This is a genomic window from Akkermansia sp. N21116, assembly GCF_029854705.2.
Taxonomy (GTDB): domain Bacteria; phylum Verrucomicrobiota; class Verrucomicrobiia; order Verrucomicrobiales; family Akkermansiaceae; genus Akkermansia.
This window is the reverse complement of sequence record NZ_CP139035.1, coordinates 3,125,621-3,150,056: the sequence shown is the minus strand read 5'-3', so window position 1 is coordinate 3,150,056 and position 24,436 is coordinate 3,125,621. Positions and strand designations below refer to the sequence as shown.

At 52.5% G+C, this 24,436-nt stretch carries 10 protein-coding genes and 1 tRNA gene; 4 read left to right on the top strand and 7 right to left on the bottom strand.

All coding sequences use genetic code 11. From position 1 onward, the window contains the following. Position 1 precedes the first annotated feature (1 nt). From QET93_RS11900 to QET93_RS11875, 6 genes are all read right to left on the bottom strand, one after another. Positions 2 to 9,958 carry an autotransporter domain-containing protein gene (locus tag QET93_RS11900; RefSeq protein WP_280132173.1) on the bottom strand — a complete coding sequence of 3,319 codons (9,957 nt, stop codon included), beginning with the start codon at positions 9,956 to 9,958 and terminating at the stop codon, positions 2 to 4. A 214-nt stretch (positions 9,959 to 10,172) separates the two neighbouring features. Further along, positions 10,173 to 11,444 (bottom strand): hypothetical protein, encoded by a 1,272-nt coding sequence (locus QET93_RS11895; protein WP_280132172.1) that lies wholly within the window; start codon positions 11,442 to 11,444, stop codon positions 10,173 to 10,175. An 84-nt stretch (positions 11,445 to 11,528) separates the two neighbouring features. Continuing rightward, positions 11,529 to 12,650: a hypothetical protein gene (locus QET93_RS11890; protein ID WP_280132171.1), complete on the bottom strand. Its 1,122-nt coding sequence runs from the start codon at positions 12,648 to 12,650 to the stop codon at positions 11,529 to 11,531. A 225-nt stretch (positions 12,651 to 12,875) separates the two neighbouring features. Further along, positions 12,876 to 13,541 carry a 7-cyano-7-deazaguanine synthase QueC gene (queC, locus tag QET93_RS11885; protein ID WP_280132170.1) on the bottom strand — a complete coding sequence of 222 codons (666 nt, stop codon included), beginning with the start codon at positions 13,539 to 13,541 and terminating at the stop codon, positions 12,876 to 12,878. An 18-nt stretch (positions 13,542 to 13,559) separates the two neighbouring features. Continuing rightward, positions 13,560 to 13,970, bottom strand: a complete 411-nt coding sequence (gene queF, locus QET93_RS11880) for a preQ(1) synthase (protein WP_280127298.1) — start codon at positions 13,968 to 13,970, stop codon at positions 13,560 to 13,562. Between the two features lie 58 nt (positions 13,971 to 14,028). Then, entirely contained in the window at positions 14,029 to 16,575 is a 2,547-nt protein-coding gene (locus tag QET93_RS11875; protein ID WP_280132169.1) for a mechanosensitive ion channel family protein, read from the bottom strand. A gap of 309 nt (positions 16,576 to 16,884) precedes the next feature. On the opposite strand from QET93_RS11875, the gene QET93_RS11870 reads away from it, so the two are divergent. From QET93_RS11870 to QET93_RS11855, 4 genes are all read left to right on the top strand, one after another. After that, positions 16,885 to 16,977: transfer RNA gene (locus QET93_RS11870), tRNA-Ser, on the top strand. 66 nt (positions 16,978 to 17,043) lie between these two features. After that, on the top strand, positions 17,044 to 17,373 hold the full coding sequence (locus QET93_RS11865) for a cupin domain-containing protein (RefSeq protein ID WP_280127296.1): 330 nt from the start codon (positions 17,044 to 17,046) through the stop codon (positions 17,371 to 17,373). Between the two features lie 69 nt (positions 17,374 to 17,442). Next, positions 17,443 to 20,742, top strand: coding sequence for a discoidin domain-containing protein (locus tag QET93_RS11860; RefSeq protein WP_280132168.1), 3,300 nt, complete (start codon positions 17,443 to 17,445; stop codon positions 20,740 to 20,742). A gap of 76 nt (positions 20,743 to 20,818) precedes the next feature. Beyond that, positions 20,819 to 22,873 carry a family 20 glycosylhydrolase gene (locus QET93_RS11855; RefSeq protein ID WP_322190002.1) on the top strand — a complete coding sequence of 685 codons (2,055 nt, stop codon included), beginning with the start codon at positions 20,819 to 20,821 and terminating at the stop codon, positions 22,871 to 22,873. A gap of 21 nt (positions 22,874 to 22,894) precedes the next feature. On the opposite strand, the gene QET93_RS11850 is transcribed toward QET93_RS11855, so the two are convergent. Further along, the gene (locus tag QET93_RS11850) at positions 22,895 to 24,391 is read right to left on the bottom strand and encodes an arylsulfatase (RefSeq protein ID WP_280132166.1); all 1,497 of its coding nucleotides are present in this window, start codon (positions 24,389 to 24,391) and stop codon (positions 22,895 to 22,897) included. Positions 24,392 to 24,436 lie beyond the last annotated feature (45 nt).

Here is a 24,436-nt window from a genome sequence, read left to right as displayed (position 1 = left end):
ATCAGAAGTTGTACCTGTAACCGATGCTGCCGCTAGCCGAGGTCATGCGGCTGCGGATGTCAGCATTGGCTTCCATAAAGACTGTGCCTTGTTCTCCGGATGGGATGCTGATTCCGGCTCCGATTTGAAGGCCGGTTGTTCCCATTTTGCTTCCTTTGACGTTTTGGCTGAAACCGGGATTCCCCTGGAATCCAACGCGGGCTTCATTCTGCGTGTCACCCATATCCTGGGAAACCTGCATGCGAAGCTCAGCCAGGGATTCTCTGCCAAAGAGGTTTCCTCCCATGAGGCCCATCCAGCGGATGCCTGCCGATATGGTGGCTGTTGTCGCGTCCATGTCTCTGACTGCGAGTCCGGCGTTTCCTGCACCGGTTTCGTTGTAGTCGTCAATGCTGCTCTTGTGGAGGGAGATGTTGACGAGTGGTTGGAGGATGGAGCTGTTGTTTTCGTCGAGGGAGATGTCGTAGGTGGCTTCGTACATGGCGCCCCAGGTGTTGCCGCTGGTTTCACTGTGTCCGGCGTAGCTATATTGCCCCAGGGGAACGGTGCGTTCGGCATCTCCCTGGCTCCATCCGGCGGTGAGGATGAAGTTGTGTCCCCACTTGCCGCGCTGGTAACGGCCGAAGAGATTGACGTAATAGTTGTCCATGTCTCCACTGAGACTATCTGCCGAGTTGGATGTCAATTTTCCATAACTGGCTGTCATGGCGATACCTGCGGTGAATCCGGGCGTGAAGTTGGCATCGACGCCAAAGGTGCCTCCCCAGGTGTTGTATTGGTACCCGGCATTGTCTCCATCGCCATTGAGGCAGTTGTAGGAGCCAGTGGCTTGCATCCAGGTGTTCCACAGAGGCAGGTCGCCGCCATAGCTATATCCCGAGGGCAATCCCATGGTGGTCATGCGATTGCGGAGCTGGGTCTGCTGGTAGCGGAAATCAGATTGTAGAGACCCCAGAAGGCTGGTGACTGTGCTGCCTGCCGAGGCTGCCATGGCACGGCTGGCTCCAGCAGCATCGTGTGCCTTGATGGAGGCATCTACGGTGTTTAGGAGGGCTGCCAGGGTACTAGTCTTGTCGGATGTTTGCGGGTTGAGGGTAATGAGGACCGTGTCCATGAGTCTGGCCCCCGACTGTGCAACTTCGCTCAGTGCATGGTGGATGTAGAATCCTTTGCGGCTGGCTGAGGTTGTGAGTACCATGGTACCGTTGATGGTTTCGACATGCGGTTGGGTTGGGTCGAAGTATTTGCCGAAGAGTTCGTCAAAGACGATCTGGACTCCGCCCTGTTGAATGACGTGGGATGCCAGAGCGATTTGCATTGGCATGGTACCGTTGATGACGCGTTGGTTGTCACCAGCGGCGATATGGATGGTGGCTCCATCGCCCATGGTGAGGTTTTCCTGCTCTCCGGTGGTGATAAGCGGTTTGGTGGGGCTCAGGCTTCCGTCCGCTTCGGTGTTCAGAACGAAACCAAGTGTGGAGTCTCCGCTGATACTGCCGCCACGTGTCAGGGTGAGTGTGTTGTTGGTGCCGGAGCCGTTACCTGCGATGAGGGTTAGCCGGGAGGATCCACAGATGGTGATGTTGGCGTAGGCGGCTTCGCCTTCGGTGTAGTCCAAGGTGAGGCTTGCTCCACCTGTAGCGGACAGGCTGGCTGCCTTGTTACCGATATTGCCGAGGGTGAACTCTCCCCGATCAACTGCAATTTGGCCTGAGAAGTCGGCGAGTGTACCCCGGTAAACGGCTCGCCCGGTGATGGTGAGCGAACCTTCGCCGGCGATCGTGCCGAGCCCGTTCCAATTGTTAATGGTAGCGCTGGTTTCTTTGTCGTCGAGATCAAGATTGGTTCCGTAAGCCGTAGTGAGGTTGATTCCGGCGAGTGCGTTTCGGGCTCGAAGGATGATTGTACCTTCTCCCAATTCGAGCGTTCCGGTTTCGTCCTGGCCTCCGATGGCCCGAATAGAGCCGGTGATGGTGCTACCACTGGCAATCCGCAGGATAGAATCCCCTCCCAGTTGAATGATGCCGTCGGAGTTTTCCAGCGTATTGACGGTTACGATACTCTCGATGCCGGAGATAGTCAGCATGCCATCCTTGTAGATGGAGAGCTTGCCGATGGTATGTTCACCGTCATTGCGGGTGAAGTCCATTCCTCCTTCTTCGATGCTCAGGCTGCCTGCGAGAGAAATATCTCCTACGATGCTGAGGGTGGCTTCACCTGTTTTGGAGATGACCGTGTGTTCATCGGATTGGAGCTTGCCTGCAATGGTGGAATGCACCAGATCTCCATCGCGATCGCGGTCATTGTAGAACTGGACGCGTGCCGTCCCTGTTCCATCGCTGTTGATGGTGAGATCGCAGCCTTTCTTCCCGCTGGCGTACTTGATGGTGAGTACCTGATCATCGCTGCCGGGCAGAGTGATATTCATATCTCTGTCCAGATAAACGGCACGGTAGTCGTTCATGTTTTCATAACCGCTAACGTGCCCTTCTTTCGATGTTCTCCAGACGGAGAGATTGCCGTCGGCGATGATGCTTCCTCCATCAATTCCGGCGACCTTGAGCCCCCATATCTTGAGGAGTGGATCTAAGTCAATCCGCTTGGGATCTACATTGAGTTTGCCATTGGTAATGGTGAAGTAGAGTCTGTTGATTTTGTCGCCAGAGTCTCCATAGTCGGGCAGGAGCTCTTCCTTGCCGAAGTTGACGGCAAATTGGTCGAGTACGTTTTCCTTCAGGTCGTCTCCGAGATTCAGGCACAGCTTCGTTCCTTCGCTTAGGGTGATGCGATCGTCTGCCTGGGCATCTGTCTGGCCTGATCCGAAGTTGATTGCGGTAATTCCGTCTCCAGTGATATCGTCCGTTGATGCTGTATATGTTTTCGTGTTGGAGACACCCAGAGTGAGGTTTGCCGTATCAAGCTCAATCGTTCCGTGGCCGATTCCCTGTACTGTGGAACCGTCGCTCGTCACAATCTTCTTGATGGCACTTGCCTTGATGTCTCCCAGGGCGATGCAGTCTGGGCCTGCCGAAGTGTCAATACTGACATGGCTGTCCCAGTTGGAAGCGTTGGTGAGACTACCGGAATACAGAGTGATGTCGTTTTGAAGAGCGAGTCCCGCCAGATCCAGAATGCCGCCGGAGACGACGAATTCGATATTATTTCCGATGCTGACTCCTTCTTTGAGGGTAACGGATGTTTTGCCCAAACTTTCGCCATCCACACGAATCTTGAATCCGCCGGTGAGGGTACCGGAGAGTTCGGCCTCCACCAATTCCAGAGTTTGCCCTTCAGCTCCGGTGACTGTGCTTCCTGAGGAAGCTGTGAATCCGGCGAGACGCAGGGTAGCGTCCGTTTCGGTCCCCAAGAGAAGTTGACATGGAGCCGTACCATTTCCCAGGATGATGCGGACATTGTCTTCCACGGTGGAAGCGGAAAGATCGAACGTGCCATGATGGAGCATGAGGCTTCCTGGCTGGCTGTCGACTTCTGCAAGACCTCTAATTTTGCCCGCGATGCCGATGGTGGAGCTTCCGGCGTTGATCGTGGCTTGACCACCATCAGCGTTGACAGTGATTCCTCCGGATAGCGTATTGGCCGATCCGGTCAGGCTGAGGGTGGCTCCATTGCGAAGTTCCAATTTGCCGTCCCAACGTCCGGCGCTTGCAATAGAGAGTTTTTTCCCGGCATTGATCAGAATTCGGCCGTCTCCCTGAGCCATATTTGCCAGAGTCAGGGAGTTATTGCTTGATCCGTCGATGATAAGGGTGTTGAGGGAATCAATGGTTACCGACTTGTAGGAAGCGCCCTGAAGAGTCAGGCTTCCTCCGGAATCCGAGCGTCGGATGCGTATGCCGGCCTCTTCCGTAGTGGCATCGGTGATGTGCATGTCTCCCGCAAAGCTTTGTGCGAGAGTTAAATTTCCGGCTCCGGACTTGGTCAGGAGCATTTGAGCGTTGTTCCTGATTCCGGTCGCCAGATTGGCGAGAGTGATGCTGACATTTTCGGAAACAGCCAGTTTCAGTTTGTTTTCGTTAACGATGAAGCGTGCTGAAATATCCGTGGCATTGTTGCCGAATTCCAAAGTGCCGTTATTGAAAATGATGGCTCCGTTCTTGCCCAAGGCATTTGCATTCTGAATGACGACGGTTCCTTTGTTCAGTGTGACATCCCCGGAGAATGTATTGGCATTCTGGAGGATGACGGTTCCTGTTCCGGCCATCATCAAGGCGGTTGGCTTCGTGTTGCCCGCTCCCGTGTAGTCTGAGATGGCCCCTCCCGTGAAGGTGTAGGAAGCATTGGATTGTATCTGGACGAAGACGGGGTTGACTCCTGTCTCATCAATGTGAATTGTTTGATCCAATGGGGATTCAGCTCCGAAGAAAACAGCTTTTCCTTCGGGGCCTGTTTCCTTGTCCTTCCAATCTTCAGCCGAGGTGTTTGACCATGTCCCCGATGAAGCGCCCTTCCACTGCCAGGCTTTGTTGTTGTCGATGCCGGCATGGAGGTAGAGTTTTGTTTTATCGTCGGAAAGCACCAAATTGAATTCGTAGACATCGGAAACATCATCCCAAAGTGTGCCCCCGAGCGTGGTCCCTGCCACAAAGCAGTTCGGGTCCAGTCCGCCTGAGACACTCAGAATGGTGTAGTTACCTTCGCTGATATTGTTGGACATGAAGTCGTCTCCGAGTTTGATGGATACGCTACCATTACCACTGACTGAGAGATTGCCGGATACCGTTATGGAGGCATCATCCCGAGTCAGGTTAAGAGCATCGATACTGATGGTTGTTCCTTCTGCCAGAGTGAGATTGCCTGTTGTGGCAAGCAGGGCTCCGGTACCGAGTGTGAGGCCGCCACTGGACGTCAGATTGGCTGTCGAGACCGTGATCCCTGCATCCATGGACAGTGACGCCACTGATAATGTCCCTGTTGTGGAAAATGCCCGGCGGGCGACTACATCGCCAATCGAAGCAGACGCGTTTCCGGAGATTGTTCCTCCTGTGGCAATAATCTTGTTGGCGAGGGCTTTGTCTGTGAGATCCAGCGTGCCTCCCTGAAGGTTGATGTCTCCATTGCCCAAGGCAGTGTCCGTCCCGGCACGAAGTGTACCGTTTGTTATGGTAATGGTGCCGCTGAAGAGCGAATCCCCATCATTGTTGCCGGAAATGACGGTTGTTCCTCCCTGGACGAGCAAGGCGCCGTCACCACGTAAATTGGCCGCGCCCATATCTCCAAGAAGAGTCAGTGCTGCGTTGCTGGCTATCTGTAAAGTTCCATTGAATGCGGAGTTGTTGCCCGACAAGGCGAGTTTGGTTCCTGCGGCGGTTTCGACTGTTCCCGCTTCAGTTGCATCGACTCCTTGTGCCGACAGGATTCCTCCGTAGTTGTACCCTTCCGTCTTCGTGGTTTTGAAGGTGAGTATGGCATCCTTATGGATGGAGATTTCCGTGGCGGCCAGTTTGGCATCGGCATTGCTCAGAATGAGTTTCCCGGTTCGGACTTCGATGCCTTTGGCGATGTTGTACTGCCCGGAGATATTCATTGTTCCGGCGCCCAGCTTGATCAATGTGCGGGTGACAGCCTCTCCGCCGGTTGTAATGAAATTGCCCGAAACCAGAAGGTCATTGGCGGCAGCCCCATCGGCGATGTCAAAGATGTTATCATCCTGCCGCAAAGAAACTTGGGTGGATATAATGGATTCTTTCGATGAAGCCAGAGTCTTTACCTGAGTTGTCTGTCCGTAGAAATCAATGCGTCCCGTACTGCCGGAAAGCGTACCGCCCTCCATGGTGACAGTCAGATCCGTGAATGTCTGGTTGTCGCTTGTGGTGAATCTGACTTCCCCGTTTTCTCGGATTGCCAGGGAAGAGACATTGTTGGCGGCCTCCCCCCATCCTGTCATGCTGACGGCGTCCAGGCTGAGAATGCCATTGACGACATCGATAGCTCCCTTGACGGCAGCGGGAGTCGTGCTGCCTCCCCCCGTCATGGAGACGATGCCTCCGCTAAGATTTTTGGTTCCGATGGTCAGGGAGCCTGTGATTCGGGCGCTTCCATTCAGGATCATGGTTCCGTTGCCCAGCTTGGTGACATGGGCCTTGTTGGCAATGGATGTACCGAAGATTACTTTGTCCTCGGCTCCGGCGATGTTCAAGGTGACATGGGAGTCTGCCTCCCAGTTTATGCGGGAGGAGACATCCTGCTGGTTGCCGGCAAGCCAGCTCAGTGTCGTTCCGTTGTTCAGGGTGATTTTGCCTGTTCCGAGGCCATCTTGTGCGAATTTCAGTTCGCCTGCCTTGACGTTGATCGTTCCTTTCCAGCTGGCATTGGCCAGGTTCATGCTGAGACTTCCACTGTTGAGTGTCAGGGAACCGTCTCCGGTGATCGTTCCCTCGGTTCCGGAATTGAAGACGTAGTCTCCGCCCTGGATTTCGATAGCTCTCGGTTTGACTGTCCCGGTGATGGATACGGTTTTGTTGCTGGCTCCAGCAGTGAAGATGACTTTGTCCCCCGTGAAGAAACCGGTATCGGCGGAAGTGATGTCGGCCGTCCACGAGGATTGTCCGCTTTTCGTCTGCCAGAGACTGCCATTGCCAGTCCATGTCAAGGTGACTGGAGCGGATTTGGTAAGCGACATGGTCGTGATGTATTTGCCTCCGAGTGTGCCTTGAGCGAAGGAGAGGGAGTCACGCGATGTATTGTCCACAATCAGGCCTTTTGTTTCGATGTCGTCGAGCGTTAATCCCGTGAAGTTGTTGTTGCTCTGGAACAAGGTGAACACATAAGGGGTATTGCTGGCTGCCAACGAGAAGAGGGAGTTGAGGTCGAGAACGACTTTGGGGGCTGTTCCCGTACCCAAAGTCAGATTGCCGTCAATGATGTACTGTGGAGTTTCCGTCGTGTCATTCAGGACGGTGACAGTACCTCCGTCGAGTACCATATTGCCAATCAGGCTGCCTGCGGAAGCCGCGCTGCCCGACAAGGTTGATGCGGCAGATAAAGTGAAGGAGTCTCCGACTTTCAATTGCCCTCCGGCAAGGCGGTATTCCGTAGCGGCTGTTCCCAGATGAGTGGCTCCGCTAATGTCCAGAATTCCAGCCCGAGCTTCCCATATCCCATTGAAGGAGGACATATCTCCGGTGAAGAAATGGGTTCCTTCACCGGCTTTCACAATGTTGACGAGCGTGCCGATGCTTCCGCCGAATGTATGGTTGGCGGCATCCCCCACGATCAGATCAACGGTACCGATGGTTTCATCTCCAGTGACAAGGCCTCCTTGTCCTTCCAGGCCGGCGACACTCATATCCCTCTGAACGATGATTTGTACGGAGTTGGGGGTGACGCTGTCATCAATGATGCTGGTATCGCCTCCTTCCGATTTACTGATGCCGACGGTTTTGATAATTCCTCCAAAAGTGTTATCGGCAGAATCCAGATAAAGCATGGTACGGTAGGCATATTGGTTTGCATCCCAGTCGGTTCCGAGCAATTCGAGTGTGCCCGTGAATCCGGCTGTGCTTCCCTGGAGAGTCAGATTGCGGAAACCATCGTATTGGCCTTGTGTTTCCGGGACGTCAAAACGGAAGGTTCCGGTTCCCGTCCATTTGGATTCTGACCCAAAATTCAGGTGATGTTTCCACAGTGACGTCGTGCGGAACATGGCTCCTTCCTCGATATGGAATGTTCCGGCATCGAATGTTTTATTGCTGCTGATGTAGAGCTTCCACGAACCATTTCTGAACACGAAGGTGCCTTCTTTTGTGCCGGTCGCATTCGCGTTGAAGGTGCCCGAACCATCCAAAATCAGTTTTCCCCCATTGGCGGCAAGCATGCCTCTTCCCGTGAAATTGTTAAGGATCAACTCGCCTTCGCTAGCAGTCAGCGTGCCGTTGAAGGCGCTCATGTCTCCACTTAAAACTTGTGTGCCGGTACCTGTTTTATTGATGCTGATTCCGGCCAGTACAGTTCCGGCATATGTCAGGGTGTCTTTACCGGAATAATTGATAGTCAGAACACTGTCAGTTAGTGTTGACCCACTGGTAATTCCTACAGTGATGTGTTCTGCTCCGGTCAGGACGGATTCCAGACCGGCAATGGTACTCTCCGCGACACCCAGGGAGAGCCCGGAGAAGGCTCCCTGCAATGAGATGAGAGCTTTTTCAGCTGCCAATTGATGATTGAGAATCAAGTGGGTTTTCTTTTCTCCATCAACTCCTGTAAGCTGTATTTTCCCGGAAAACCGGCGAGTTGCATCGTCATCCGCTCCGGTGATCACCAGGCTTGATTCCGGAACCATACTGCCGCCGTAGGATATTCCGCCGACACGTTCAAGTTTGATGGTGCCGGAGCCATTGAGTTTGGAGGTTAACAGGCCACGCTGTCCCGAGGAAAGGTAGATCAAAGCGACGTCATCAGCCGCTGCCGTAGCTTCAATTGTGATACCATTGATGAAATTGATATTTGCCATGTTGGCACCGCCTCCCTGATCGTCCGCCCAACCAACGCCTCCGTACAGGGTGCCTCCTTCCTGCAGAGTAAGAGCGGAAGATATGGTATGGGCATTGTCATTGACTGCCGGGAATTTAAGCTTCAGGGAGCTTCCGGAGTAAATGTAAAGGTTTCTGCCCAGGGAATATGTTTTTTCAGCGTCAAAAGAACCTCCGGGTAGCCAGACACTTTCTCTGTCTCTGATTTCAGTGCGTGTATTGGTCAGTCTGTTGTCCGTAGCCCATGAACCGACGGTAGCGCCAATGAGCAGGAGAGTGCCATCGCCCGAAATATTGTTGAAAGTGAAAGCATTGGAATTGGTGTCGGAGAGGATGATTTTTGCTCCGGATTCCAGTTTGACTGAGTCTCCCCCAAGACTTCCTAATCCGGTTATTGTGATTTGGGAACCGTCGTGGAGAGTTCCCGGTTTAAGCGTTCCTCCGGTGACCTTGATCGTGCTGGAAATGGTGTCGATAATCACGGAGCCGTTTCCGGACAGGACTAGCTCATTGTTAAAGGTTGTGGCACTGAGGTCCAGGGTGGTTCCTTCTGCCGTTTGCAGCATGGAAGGCCCGGTCATATTGAGCCTTCCTCCAGAGAGAGTCAGGGAACCTGATTTGAGAATGAGCCCATCCGTAGAAATGGTTCCATCCAAAGTTAGTGTGGAGCCCTCGGCATGGGCATAGATGAAAGCTGCCTGCTTCCCCGTTCCCCACGCCAGAGAGCCCGTACTTCCGCTGGTATCGGACCATTCGGCTGCTGTCCACGCAGCTGTCCCAGCAGGAGTGATACGGTGGAGAACCGTTCCTTCGTAAGAATCGACGATTTGAATGCCGGCGATGCCGCCACGTTTGCCCTCATTGTTGTTGTAGCCTCCAATGATGGAGAGGTCTCCGGTGAGACCTCCGATGGCGATGGTATTTTCCTTCAGAACGATATCATTCCTGCTTCCGGCTTGTCCCCATGCGGCATCGGATTCGACCAGATTTCCAGCTTCATCGTAGGAGTAGTACTGTCCGTTGACGAGGGGTGCAAACCATTTGCTGCCGTTATCGGTAGAATAAACAATGTAGACCGTGTATTGCAGCATGTCGATGCCGCTCACATTGATGGTCGTTGGGATATCTTTGCTTTCTCCCAGCCAACGGTCGAGGAAGTCGTTGCCGGCATCAACACGCCAGTCGCACAAGGAATTCCAAGCGACAGTCGGACCATTCGCCATTTTTTTGGAACCGGTCGTATCCGTGCAGAGGAACCAGTCTTTTCCGGCAACAGACTCCATACCGATGGATGTGTTACCGAAGAAAAGGTCTGAAGAACCTCCTTCTCCGAAGATGAGAGATCCGGCCATATTGGTGCCATCCTCTCCGAATTTGATACTCAACGTATCGGAGGCGGAGGAGGGTGATAATTGGGTGAAGCAAGCCAAAACGGCCGCCGCCAGTTGGAGGGGTAGTCTGAGTTTCATAGTGGCGAAGTAGTATTTTTTAATTTGTTGTTAGATGGAGGATGTCATGTCGGCTGGGGAGGAATAGCGGGGTTACTGTGAGGGAGGAATCGTGTGTTCCAATGATTGTTTTGTCGGGAATAGAGTGCGGTCGCTGTTTGATCTCTATTCGGATGAATCCTGGGGTAAATAATAGCTGTTTTATTTCTGGAATGTATTGTCTATAAATGGGATGTTAGCTGTTGAATGAAAGATTCCATGTGGTTTCGCCTCCGCGAGATGAAGTGAGGATCAGTTTGATTAAATCCTTGTGTCCGGGAATGGGGTTGATGGTGATATCGGCGCCTTCTGCCTCGGCTTTGTCAGGCGTCATTCCATTTGTCGCCACGATGATTTCGTACGGTTCGTTTGCAACGACGAGGGAACATCCCTTCAATTTGTGTTGCGATTTGTCCCATGTGCAGGATTTCATATCGATATAGCCCTGCATCAGGTGCCGATTGGTGGACAGATACTGGGGAACTGTCTGTTTTTTGCGGATGGAGAGCATGCGTGCTTCCCCAGGGCGGAGCGTCTGGGACAGTACATCCGTTCCCTGGATGAGTCCCATGTAGCAATCGTTCCAAAAGTCGTACACATGATAGGATGCCTGGGGGGCAAGCTCCATACCACCCTCGTTGAGTGAGGCACCGAGGGCAATGCTCAGGGTATCCGGTTTTTGGGTATCGGGATTATAGAAGGTTAATTGATGCCAGTCGGGCGTTACAGCAAAGTCATACACGCGGCAGAAGTTGTCCCGGCTGTGAAAAGCATCAAGAGGGCGTGCGCTTTGGGGGGACGTGTGATAGGGAAAGGTGCGGGAGAAATCCCTCATTTCTTCCGGAGAAAGTTGAGCGAATCCCCGTCCCATCAGGAAACGTCCGCTGGTGACGTAACACATGGTTAACATGGCTTTATTACCATCGCGATTTTCCAGGGGGGCGACATTGACGGGGTCTTTGGCATCCATATCGTAGTTGACGACGACGCGATTCTTGTACCAGCGCAGACCGCAGCGTGTGACCATTTCGGGGGTGATGATATCTGTATCCGCCCAGACTCGCTGGGAGGCGACCAGTCCCAGCGTAATGTCGGAACCGCGTAGAAGATTGCGCTCATCCAGATAACATTTGTCGCCGAGTCCCTCGTAGGCGAGTCGGTAAATTTCCCGGTAAGCGTGGGCTGTAGTTGCATTCTTGTCCTCGAATCCTCCTTCGTAGGCCCATCCTGTCAGATCCGGGTAGTCGTACATAATCCCGGCGATACCGGCATCGTGGAGGTTTCGATATACATCCTGCATGTGTTGGACGAATCCGGGATCGGTCAAGTCATAACCCCACACCATTTTATCAGTCCACCAGTGTCTGTAGTATCCTCCGACGGCATCTTCATATTCCGGCCCCGGGATGACCTTGTACCTCAAACGTTCCGGCTGGTTCATGACTTTTCGTACCGTATTGAACAGCATGTGGTCGGGATGCTCCTTCGCATAGTCCTCCGAGCGGCGCGTACCTTGGAAGTAAGTTATGGGAATGCCTCCTTTGGAGAGGATTTATCCGGCCCAGCTTTTGGTCGTCAAGTAGGGAGCGACGTAGTGGGGGCCTTCGGAAGACATGGGGTCTCCGTATCTGGCCCAATGTTCGTCGTCCCACCATCCTTGCTGATTATCCGGACCGTAGGCATCCGGGACAAGCCGTATGGCTACGCGGGTGTAGCGGGTGACTCCGGATTGTATGGCACGGTTCATTTCTTCAACGGCTCCCTTGGAGTCATTGAAGCGTGGACGGTTTTTTTCTCGGTTGATGTAGCTGGCATACCAGAGGCATTCTGTGGGGAAATCATAGTAATTCAACTTGATGGCTTGGGCTGTTTTGAGCGTTTTCCCGTAAAGTTCCAGCGCCTCAAACGGATTGGGATTATTAAGACAGACGTAGAATCGTTCGTCCGGCAAATACCGACTGCCGGCAGGAACGCCCTTGCCGACGGGATCCTCTGCATAGATATCAATACACATCTTTTTATTCTGTCGGTTGACTGCGACGAATTTCTCGAATTCTTTGTAAGTCAACCCTCCCGCAACAAAGATGCGGAGAGCGTCTCCGGTTCCGAAACGAAAAAGGAGGTTGTTAAAAGAATCGATATTGGTAGCGTTGTTTTTTACAAGGGTACGGGCGCCGCCTCCGTGACCGTCCAGAGCCTTGAAATGATCCGTGTTGTCGTTTCCTGCATAAGAACTACGGCTGGTAAGAGGATGGAACACGGCGAGGCGGTAATCTTGCCGGGTATCGTTTTCGACTCCCATGTTGAACACGACATACGGAGCGTCATCATACATGAAGACTTGCCAGATGATATTGACGTCATCTTGGAAATTAACATTGACCGTTAGACATTTACCTGTTCCTAAATCATCGTTGACATCTGCCGTGGAGTAGGTTCGTGTGGCTTCCTTGTCCTTGGAATGGAGAGCCCCGAGTTGAAAGTAGGCATAGTCGATGGCTTTTTCCCCTTTTTCATCCAACATGTAGTAAAATCCATCGGATAGGTTAAAGGAGAGTGTGTTCTTTGCATTGGAAATAGTGACCCAATTGCTGGTTTGTTCAATGCTGGTGTGGGCGTGAACAATGGGAATGAGAGTCAGACAGAAGGAGAGAATAAGTCTTTTCGAATTCATACCCTTCACTGTATAACGATTTTATGTTCTTTTGTCGTTCATTTTACAACTTTGTTGGATTTTGAACATTTTGAATGTCTCTAAAACAGGAGTACCACCAGACAAGAGTAGATCAGAGAAAACGAAAAGGCATGCCCTGAAAGAAGGCATGCCTTTTGACAATGAAAGAATTAGATTTGGATTAGACCGGAAGGAGTAACTCTTCCGGAAATCTGAATTTTCCGGTTATCGGAGATAATTGGTCGGATCTTGAAGTCCGGCATTCCGGAATGCTTCCTTGCGTTCCATACAGGTACCGCAAGTGCCGCAATGGATATCTCCTCCCTTGTAACAGGAGTAGGTTTTGGAAAAATCGACGCCGAGGTCGTGGCCGGTACGGACGATGTCTCCTTTGCTGTATTCGATGAAGGGTCGGAGAATTTCCATTCCGGCATAGGTGCCCAAGCGGATCGCGTCGGACATGGCTTTCATGAATTCTTCCCGGCAATCCGGATAGATTGTGTGATCTCCGGCATGGGCGGCAATAACGAGAGCGGTCGATTCCATGCTTTCCGCAATTCCGGCGGCTATGGAGAGGAAAATCCCGTTGCGGAAGGGGACAACGGTCTGGATCATGTTGGATTCGTCGTAATTGCCGTCTGGAATAGGATCCCCCCCTTCCAGAAGAGCGGACTTGAGGTGGCGGGAGATAGCGGAAATGTCGATCACCCGGTGTTCGATGTCCAGGGAGTCTGCTTGAAGGCGGGCGCATTCGAGCTCATGGACGGCATGCTTGGATCCGTAGTGGAAACTGAGAGCCAACCGGACGTTATGGTATCGGGATGCCCAGTGAAGGGCTACGGATGAATCCAGACCGCCGCTGAGCAGGACTGTGACTTGTTGACGGTCCATTATGTGTGGAGGTCTGGATTAAAGGGGGCGGTTTTCCGGACAGTGCTCGGCCGTGGTTGTAAGCTGGATGCCGCCGCGGGGCGAGAAACGGCCTTCTACTTTCAGCCATTGTGGCTGGATGGCGGCAACGAGGTCGTCCACGATGCGGTTGACTATTTGCTCGTTGAAGGACGGGTAGTTACGGAAGGAAGCAAGATAGTATTTAAGGGATTTCGTCTCTACGCATTTTTCAGCCGGGACATAGGTGATGGTCATGTGGCAGTAATCGGGTTGGCCGGTGACGGGGCATAGCGAGGAAAACTCGTGTGTATCAAGCGTGATGACATAGGGGCGTCCGGGCGTTCTGTTGGGGAATGCTTCCAGTTTGGCATCGTCAGGATTGGTATAGAAGGAGCTTTGTGCTCCGAGTAGGGACAGATCGTTGCTCATAGTATTGGAGATGAATGAAAAGTTGAACGGGTCAGGTTGGAAAAGCGAAGTAGTCGGTTCAGGAAACGGACGGAGTTACTGGCGGAGAGGCTGTAGGGGGGATGTCTTTTGTCGAGGCAGAAGATTGTTCCTGGGGTTGCTCAGGAAAGGATTTGACGTAAATGTCCTGTTGTGGGAAAGGAATTTCGATGCCATTGTCATTGAATGTATGGTAGATGGCTTCGCGGACTCGTGAGAGGGCGGATGCTTTGGCTCGGACTGGAACCCAGACCCAGACTCCGAGGTTGACGGAGCTGTCCCCGAAATTGTCCAGGACGACCAGGGTATTCTTGATTTTGGAGAGGACATCGATTTTCCGCGTTGCATCAAGGATCAATTGCCGGGCGAATTCGACATTGGTGCCGTAGGAGATACCGACTTCGACCTTGATGCATTCGTAGAGGTGGTTGCGTGTAAGGTTGCGGAAGTTCTTGTTGAATAACTGGTTGTTTTGGAATGCGATAATGGAGCCGTCTGTTGTTTCGATGAAAGTGGTGCGGTAGCCGATAGATGAAACTTTGCCGCGGATGCCGTCGCATTCTACGATGTCTCCTTGGCGCAACCGCCCGAACATAAGGGAGAGTCCGCAGATAATGTTGTCGATGGTATCTTTCAAGGCAAAGCCGATACCCATGCTCATGCCGCCCATGACCATGAGGAGACCGTGATAGTCGGCATGGACGATGGTGAGTGCCGTGAAGATGAAAATTCCCCACAAGGCGAAGGATGAAAGGGTGATGAAGGTGGGGATGGCACCCGTTTCGTACTGGTCCTTATAGATTTCATGAAGGGTGTGCTTACCCAGGGAGATCAAGTAGTGGAGGATGATTCCTATGACGATAATGATTATGATGTTATTGACAGAGAGCTCTTTGATAACATCGTTGATGGAGTAGGCTTTGGAAGACCAGTCCGTGAGCATGTGAGTCATGTCGAAAATATCCGCAGGCCACAGGAAACTGTAAATGATCAGGATGACGCTCATCAGGGGGAGAGCCAGCTTGGTGACGAGTATCTGAAACCATGATGTATTGTTTGTTGGGCTCTTTTTGTTGAGGCGGGCCTGAAACTGATGCAGGAGCTGGGAAATTGCCGACAGGAACAAGAGGCTGCTCATGAGCATGATCCAGATGAGAGTACAGAGGAAACTCATGAAGCAATATCCTTTGAAACAGGCGATGGTTCCGGCGATGGTGACAAGCAGGGAGACGGTGCTCAAGGCACGATCGATCATGGGGAGGCTTTTTTCCGTTTTTCTGACCAGCAGGGCGTTGAGGAAAGCCATGATCAGGAAGATGAAAGGAAGGGAAAAGTTGATGATGATGTTGGGCACCATGCAAATGCGGAAAGAAACGAAAATGGCGCACAGGACAACCATCGGAGAATAAAGACGCAATCCGGCCCACATTTTTTCATGAGGCAGTCGTATTGTCAGGGAAAGGATGATGGCGGCGACAATGAAGAAAAACTCCGTACCCAGAAGGGTGATGCTTGCCATGACGTCCAGATTTTGGAAGGTATTGACGGCGATAAAGCAGAGGGCCAGGAGGATGAAAGTGCCTGCCAGCGTATAGAACGGTATTTTAGGAAGAGCGTTTCTTTTGGTCATCAAGGATTTGAGGAAGACTCGGAAGATGAGTCTGGAGACTAGGTAACATACGACCAAAAAGATGAAAAACGAAATGCCCAATAGGCGAAGCTCTTTGTTTTTGATGGTTCCGGTGTCCTTGGTGTAAGTTGTACGGAGGGCATCAATGAAAGATGGCCAGTTGTCTTTGAAATTTGAAATAATGGGTATGGGCTGCCAGAAAGCCTGATTCATCATTTCATACATTTGACCGTCATTTCCAATGGAACCATTTTGGTTTTCAGTGGCTGGATGCGGGGCCGTGGAGACCGTATCGATTGCCGTATCCAGGATTTTTGCGACTGGAGCAGGTAGAATACTGTCTGTTTTCGTTTCCACTTGCTCTGTTTCCGAGGAAGGAGCCTGTGCCTTTTGAGGAAGGGATAATTTTTTGATATTGACGGAATTGGTGTTTCCGTTGGCGTAAGTGTTAAGTTCTTCAATTTCTTTTCCAAGTTGGATGAACAATTTTTCGTCCGCTTGGACTTGTTCGTCAAATGCTTTGATACTGCTGTTGAGCTCATCGCATGATCCGATGGCTTTTTCCCGGGCGGATTTCCCGGCAGAGGAAAGAGAGGAGGGATCGATGTTCTCCAATGCCAGCTTGAGCTGGGATAGTTTTTGCTGTTCGCTGAGGATGAAGCTCCTGAAACGGTTGAATGGAAAATGCTTTCCGTGGAATGTGGTGTTGATGTCGGCGACTCTCTGGCAATAATAGGTGAGTGAGAAAAAGTTGGCGTAACTTTGCGAATAGAGGACAACGGCCAGTTCATCCAAACTGCTTTTCAGGCGCGTCCTTTGGTTCATATAGTCGTTCCTGAGGGAGTCGAAGCGAGTCATCTCCCTGGGGAGCGTGTCTAAGCGGTTGGACAATTCGGCAGAGAGGGCCTGAATTGTTTGATCAACGGTGGCTTCCTTTTCGACCGCCTCCAATTGCATTGGATTGGCCCAAAATGCAAGGAGCAAGAGAATCAATAGGTAAAGGCGGGATATCATGGAGATGTACGCGCTAGTTCTATGTTCTTTCATCCTTTCGGTCAAGTGAGGACTCCCGGTTGCAGAGCATGATTCCGGACAAAAATGAGGAAATTTGACGTGATCGGGACAGTGACTGCATCATAACTCAAGCTTACGGCTATCCAAATTGGCTTGATACATTACGGTTTCCTAGGAAGAGAAAAATCACCAATTCCGGTATTGACAGGTATAAGGGGAAAGTGGTAGTTTCCTGCCCACAACCTTGTTAACGGAGCGGTGGCTGAGTGGCCGAAAGCACTCGTTTGCTAAATGAGCGTACTGGCACAACCGGTACCGTGGGTTCGAATCCCACCCGCTCCGCCATCAGGTTGATATGAGGCTCCCGGCAATAGGGAGCTTTTTTATTTGCATGTTTTACTATTGTTGGTCATGAGTTCATTTGTGTTTTACAATTCCGTATCCGGACAGGATTTAGGGGATGGCGTTGTACGGAAGATACTGGCTCATGACGAGAAACTGATGATGGTGGAGGTATCTTTCGACGCGGGGGCTGTCGGGGCACTCCACAATCATGAGCATGAACAGGTTTGTTATGTGCTGGAGGGACTTTTTGAATTTACGATCGGCGATGAGACCCGCCTGGTCGGCAAGGGTGACTCCCTGCATTTTTCATCGATGGTGATGCATGGTACCCGTTGTCTGGAGGCAGGGAGGTTACTGGATGTATTTACGCCCTGCCGTATGGATTTCCTTTCCTGAAGAGAATGGCGGAGGTGACAAAGCTGCTGTAAGATCGCTTCCCTCTTGAGCGTATCTTTTGCATCGCTTATGAGAAGTTCGAGAAGCAGATTGTATGGATGGGCTGTGTTTGCGGCTATGGTTCCGGTCGGAGTGGCTGTCATGTCTATTGCCGAGGCTCGGACACTTTTGAATTTCAATAGTGATTGGGGGTTTTGGCGCGGAGAAAAACCGGGTGCCGAGAAGCCGGGGTACGATGATTCCGGATTTGCCCGGATAACTCTCCCCCATACGATGCGCCTGGAAACCAAGCATTGCGGCGGAGCGGCCAATGTTTATCAGGGCATTGGCTGGTACAGACGTTATTTTACGGTACCGGATGAATTTCGCAACCAGCGTGTTGTGCTGGATTTCGAAGGGGTGATGATTGACAGTACGTACTATTTGAACGGAGAAGAAATCGGTACCAGAAACGGAGGATATATCGGATTTTCCCTGGATATTACGGACAAAATCAAATGGGGGGAATCTAATGTGCTGGCCGTGCGCGTATCCAACAGGGACAATCCGGATACTCCTCCTGGAAAGCCTCTGGCGAATCTGGATTTCCATTATTACGGAGGTATTTACCGGGACGTTGCCATGAAGGTGACGGATAAACTGCATATTACGGATTCCCTGTCGGCGGATCGCGTGGCGGGTGGCGGCGTATTTGTGACGTACCCGAGTGTCTCCGAAGAAGTGGCGACGGTTCATGTCCGAACCCATGTTAAAAACGACCGGGAGGCGGCAGCCGGGTTGAAGGTCCGCACTTTATTGAAAGATGCGGACGGACGGATTGTTGCACGTGGGGAGACCCCGGCGAGTTCCCTTTCTTCCGGAGACGACCGTCATTTCGAACAAAAGCTTGATGTACCTCATCCTCATTTGTGGGATACGAAATCCCCCTACCTCTATACGCTGGTGAGTGAAATTGTCGTCGATGGGCGGCCGGTAGATGTGGTGGAAACCCGTATCGGGATCCGTACGATTGCCTTTAAGCCGGATGGTTTTTACTTGAATGGGAAAAAGTTGTATTTGCGCGGCGCCAACAGGCATCAAAGCTACCAGAATGTCGGGGATGCAGCCCCGAATTCCATGCAGCGCAGGGATGCCTTGCAGATCAGGGACAATGGGTTCAATTTTGTCCGTGCGACGCACTATCCCCAGGATCCCGCTTTTCTGGATGCCTGCGACGAGCTCGGGCTTTTGGTGATCGAGTGTCAGCCCGGGTGGCAGTTTTTCGGGAAATCCCGGACGTTTTACGACAGGACTCACCGGGATACGCGTGAGATGATCCGCCGGGATCGTAATCGTCCCAGCGTCATTCTATGGGAGACGTCCCTCAATGAAACGGGGTATTCCGAGCAGTGGGCTCGTGAGTCTACCGAGATTGCCCATGCCGAGTACCCGGGGAACCAGATGTATACGGCGGCGGACTATGGCTATCATGGAAAGTATTACGATGCCTGCTACAAGGTGGTGGATTGTTCTCTGGATGGCGTGCAGAAGGATTTTAATCCCGACAAGCCTTTCCTGACACGTGAATGGGGAGATTGGGGACATCAGTCTTTGCGGAAGCAAGGGGAAGCTCTCATGTTGGACCAGGTTCATGCCCGGCAGGATCAGCTCAATGGTCGCGGTTATCCCGATTGGGGCGGGCTGGATGCCAACAAGCGTATCGCCGGTTATTGTTTGTGGAGTTGGAACGATTATGCACGCGGCTCGGCTTCTGTCACACTTGGCAGCGGAGCAGTGGATATTGACCGTTTCGGCAAGTATAGCGCGTATTGGCTGGAGACGATGCAGCCGGCGAGGGATCCCCAGTATGGACCGAAAGTATTTGTTGCCAGTACTAATTCGCCCGATTCTTCTCTGGATGTCGATGTCTTTTCCAATTGTGACAGTGTCAAATTCTACCGTAATGGAAAATTCGTCGGTGAACAAACGCGTGAAGAAGCCTTGAAGGCATGTCCGCATATTGGAGAAAAGGGAGGCAGTCCGATTTTCCGGTTTTCTCTGTCCGGTTATGAGGCTGGTGAACTGAAGGCCGAAGCCTATCTGGACGGGAAGCTTGTCAAAACGCATGCCGTGTCCACTCCCGGCAATCCCGCCCGCGTGGTTGTGGAGCCGGATTTGAAAGGGATTGCTCCTGTAGCGGATGGGGCCGACCTGATCCCCGTGCATGTCAAAGTCGTAGATGCCGAAGGGACGGTAGTTCCCGGTTTCAAAGGGAATGTCCGGGTTGGTGTGGAAGGGGCAGGAGCCCTCGTCGGAGGAAAGATGCCGCGCATCCGGGTGGAGAACCAGCAGCCCGATGGCGGAATCGGCTTTTTCTTTGCAAAGACGGGGAACTCCCCAGGAAAACTTATTTTGAAAGCTTCGTCCGATGGGCTGGAAGCTGGCGAAGCGGTTGTGGAATCCCTCCCGTTTACAGGACGTTTTGTACCGGGACCGGAGCCCCGGTGGACGCGCAGCGAGGCCGATTTGGAAGACAAGGCTGAATTGTTCCTCAATTTGGCGGCGGGGTGTCCTGTAACGGTTTCTTCCGCCCAAGAGCAAAATCCTGCTGCTGCGGTGACGGATGAAGACGAAGGATCCCGTTGGGCTGCCTCGGATGGTTCATTCCCCCAGACGGTGGAGATAGATCTGAAGGCTCCTGCATCCATGTCGGCCATTGAGATCATCTGGGAGAATACTCTTGCCTATGTCTTTCGTCTGGAAACATCCGGAGATGGAAAAACATGGTTCCCTGCTGTAGAAGGCAAAGCAGTCCAGGGACGCAGCTTGAGTCCGGTGCGTACTCATGCCCGTTATGTCCGAGTGGTAGTGACGGGAGTTGAAGGCGAGGCGGGTTGGGCCTCCATCCGGGAAATTCGCGTTCGTCCCCTAGGAGAAGGGGAGGAACTGTCTCCGGGGGAACCTGTTCCCAATGCCGATGTAGTGTGCTTGACTGCTTCAGCCCCTTCTGAACCGGATCGAGGAACGGATAAGCTCCGTGATGGAGAAACGGTGATCGGTTCCGGCTGGTTGTCGGCTTCATCCGAATGTCCCCAGTCGGTGACGATGGAGTTCAAATCACCGCAGACTTTGACTGGCAGCCGGATTTATTGGGAAAAAGACAGTTCCCAATACACTTACGACATGGAGGTTTCCTCCGATGGAAAAAACTGGAACAAGGTGATGGACCAGCGTCAGGTGGCGGGGCAGTATTTCAAGCCGGAGTTTTTCCCGGTTCCCGTAAAGAATGTCCGTTATGTCCGGGTGACGCTTACGCAGGTGAATTCCGGGGCTGGCGTTAACAAGATCGGAATGGCGGAATGGATTCTATACCGCCAGCCCGGGACATAATTATTGATTTTAAGCGATAATATTTGAGAATATAGCAATGAAGACTCCCTCTTTGCTTCGTTTTTGTGCTGTTGGTATGTTGAGTCTGTCCGGGGTGATGTGCCCGGCAGCGCTGTCCCTGTCTGCCGGGGCGGAGACTCTGCCGGCATGGCGTTCTCCCCATCCATTGGATCTTGAGAGAAAGGCTCCGGTGGCGCTGCTTCCATTCCCTTGCGAGCTTGCCTGGGGAAAACAGACGGATTGTGTAGCTTCATCCCCGGGTATTGCTGCCTGTGCCTTTTCCGGTGGTTCTACCCTGTGGGCATTGAAGGAAATTTTCCCCGGTATCCGTGTAGTCAAAGGGGAACCGGGAAAGGGAATCTCCTCCGTGCGTTTGAACGGTAAACTTGCTACGGGTTCTGAGGGTTATGTTCTCCGGACATGGCCGGATCGTTTTGAGCTGGAGGCAGCAACGGAAGCAGGCTTGTTTTATGGACTCCAGACCTTGTGTCAGTTGGTTCTGGGGAAAAACGACCAGGGACAGGAGGTTCTTGCCTCCGCTGAGATTCGGGATATGCCGGCATTTCCTCACCGGGGATTCCTGCTCGACGTCGGACGGAATTTTATGCCGATCGATACGTTGAAGAAGCACATCGATCTCATGTCGCGCTTCAAAATCAATCTCTTTCACTGGCATTTGACGGACAGTCCCTCCTGGCGTGTGGAGTGCAAGTCTTTTCCTCGGCTGAACGATCCTCAATTCCAGGTAAAGGGGCGTGATCCCGGGGCTTTTTATACTTACGACGAGATCCGTGATTTGATTGCTTACGCTCGTAAGAGACATGTGATGGTGGTTCCGGAGTTGGACATGCCAGGACATAGCGATTACTTCAAAAAGGCTTTTGGCTTTCCTATGGAAAGCCCTCAGGGTATGGATGTTTTGGAAAAGCTGCTGGATGAATTCTGCCGAGAAATTCCCCGTGAGATGTGTCCCTGGCTTCATATCGGAACTGACGAGTGCCATGTCCCTAATCCGGTGGAGTTTGCCAAACGCATGGTGGGCAAGGTGGTCTCCCTCGGCAGAAGGCCGATGCAGTGGAAACCGGGGTTGCCCGTAGCGGATGGAGCAGTGGCTCAACTGTGGAATGACGAGGGAATTTCCGTCACTCCCGGCCGGGAGAAGAGTGCATATATAGATTCTACTGCAGGATATATCAATGCTCTGGATCCAACCGTTATGGTCAGGAAGCAGTTTTTCCGGCAAATGTGCGGGCAGGAACGGGGAGATGACAAAGCCTTGGGGGGAATTGTTTGCCTGTGGAATGATGTCCGGGCCGATAACCCCGAGCAGATCGAACGGCAGAATCCCATGTGGCCCGGAATCATGACTTTTGCGGAGAGAAGTTGGAAAGGTTCTTCGATTGACGCAACGTTCTACAAAGGAGTGCTGCCTCCCCGGGACAGCGAGGCTTTTCAGGCTTTCGAATTGTTTGAGCAACGCTTGGAAAAACTGGGGATGAGATTGGGGCGTCCCTTTCCGTATTGGCCCCAGTGCGGTGTTTCCTGGAGGGTGACTGATCCTGTGCCGGTGAAGGATGGAAGCAAGGTGGAAGCGATGAGACGCCGCATTGTTTCCGGAGAACTCTCTCCTTTGACGAAGCAGGCGGATGGAGGGTACCTGGCGTTGAAGACCAGAGTAGATCCCTGCGGAATTTTTGCAAAAGAGTCTCCAGGGGTGACCGTCTGGTGCCGTACCGAACTGGAGTCTCCTGCCGACGGGGTTCAATATGCAGTAATCGGGTTCGATGCCCCGGCTCGTTCCAATCGTCGTTGCTCCGGGATTCCCCGGAATGGAGAGTGGTCGTCCTTCGGATCGCGGATTTGGGTAAACGGGCAAGAGATCAAAGGCCCGAACTGGCAAATGCCCGGTAGCCGCGGATACCGGGAAAACACGTGGTTCCGGCCTCCCAATGAACTCCCTTTTACCGATGAGGAATTCTGGTGGACTCGCGAACCTGTGGCTATCCCCGTTAAAAAGGGCACCAATACGGTCGTGATTGAAAATCCGTTTACCGTGCCTCAGCAGAACTGGACGGTAACATTTATCCCCGTTCGCAAGTCCGGGGATAAATGGGTATCGGCTCTTCCCTGAGCCCGGATAAGGCGGAAAAGCTCAGGATTCTTTTGCCTTGTATTGGAGGGAGGGGAAACCGGGTGAGGGGCGGTATTCCCGGTCCAGAATGGCAATGGCCTTGTCGATCAAGTCGCGGTGCTGGGCTGCAAGATTATTTTTTTCGAAAGGATCCTTGGAGATGTCATAGACTTCCCAATTATTCGGTTTTTTCTTGGGGAAAAGGTTGCGCCGGACGATTTTCATGTCTCCGAGGCGTACGGCAACCTGTCCGCCATATCCGCCTCCGGCCCAGACCATGGGGTTACGGTTGGGGAGGGATTTTTTCTTGCCGAGAATGACGGGGGTGAGATCGGTCCCCAACGGTTTACCGGGTTTTGCTCCGACGATGGCGCAGAGTGTCGGCATGATGTCGGCGTGGTAGGCCGGCTGGTCGATGATTGTACCGGGTGTCACCTTTCCCGGCCATTTGATGATTCCGGGTACGCGGATGCCGCCTTCATAGAGTTGGCCTTTCAAACCACGCAATCCGGCCACCGAATTAAAGAATTTGTGGTCGACGCCTCCGACATCGTGCGTAGTGCCGTTATCGCTGGTGAAGATGACGATGGTGTTGTTTTCCAGTCCGCAAGCCTTCAAGGTATCCAGCAGACGCCCGACATTGTGGTCCATCTGGGAGATCATGGCGGCATAGGCCGCCTTGGGGCGGGGATGAGGCAGGTAACCCGTACCTCCACGGAAAGGAGTGGGATCCCATTTCGTCGGGTATTCGTCGATCCATTTTTGCGTGGGCTGCAACGGAACATGCGGTTCCAGTGGGGCGTAGTAGAGGAAAAAGGGTTGCTTGTGATCGGAGCGGGCCTTGACGAATTCGAGCATCTTATCTGCGATCAAATCAGAGGAATGAATCTCGCCCCGGTAGTCGTCCGCGTTGATTTCTCCCTTGGGGAGGGGACCGAAAATATGACCAATTGTGGCGGGAGGATTTTTTTTGTTCAGAGCGACTTTTTCCCCGTCGTCCCAGATGAAGGGAGGGTAGTAGGAGTGGCAGGCTTTCTGGTCGGTGTAGCCGTAGAAGCGGTCGACTCCGTGCTTGTCCGGAGCACCTGTTGTCCCGAATTCTCCAATGCCCCATTTTCCAAAAATGGCCGTAGCATATCCGGCCTTTTTCAAGGCTTCGGGAAGGGTGTAGGCGTCTTTGGCTATAGGCCAGTCTCCGGCACGCAGATCGTCCCAGCTTTCTCCCGGATCGACGCGTTTCAAGTCCTGAACGTCATTGACTCCGGTGTGGCGTCCGGTCATCAGAACGTTGCGGGATGGAGAGCATACGGGAGCTCCGGAGTAGAAATAAGTCCATTTCTGCCCTTGGGCGGCAAGCTTGTCAATATGGGGCGTTTTGATCTTTTTCTGCCCGTAGCAACCGACTTCCGCCCATCCCAGGTCATCGGCATTGATGAGCACGATATTGGGTTTGGCCCCCTGACTGGCAAAGCAGCATAAGGCGTACGCCGCCGCAACGAAAAAAATTGGAATTTTCATGGGAAGGAAGAAAAAATTAAAACTAACTCATAGTAATTACTTCCA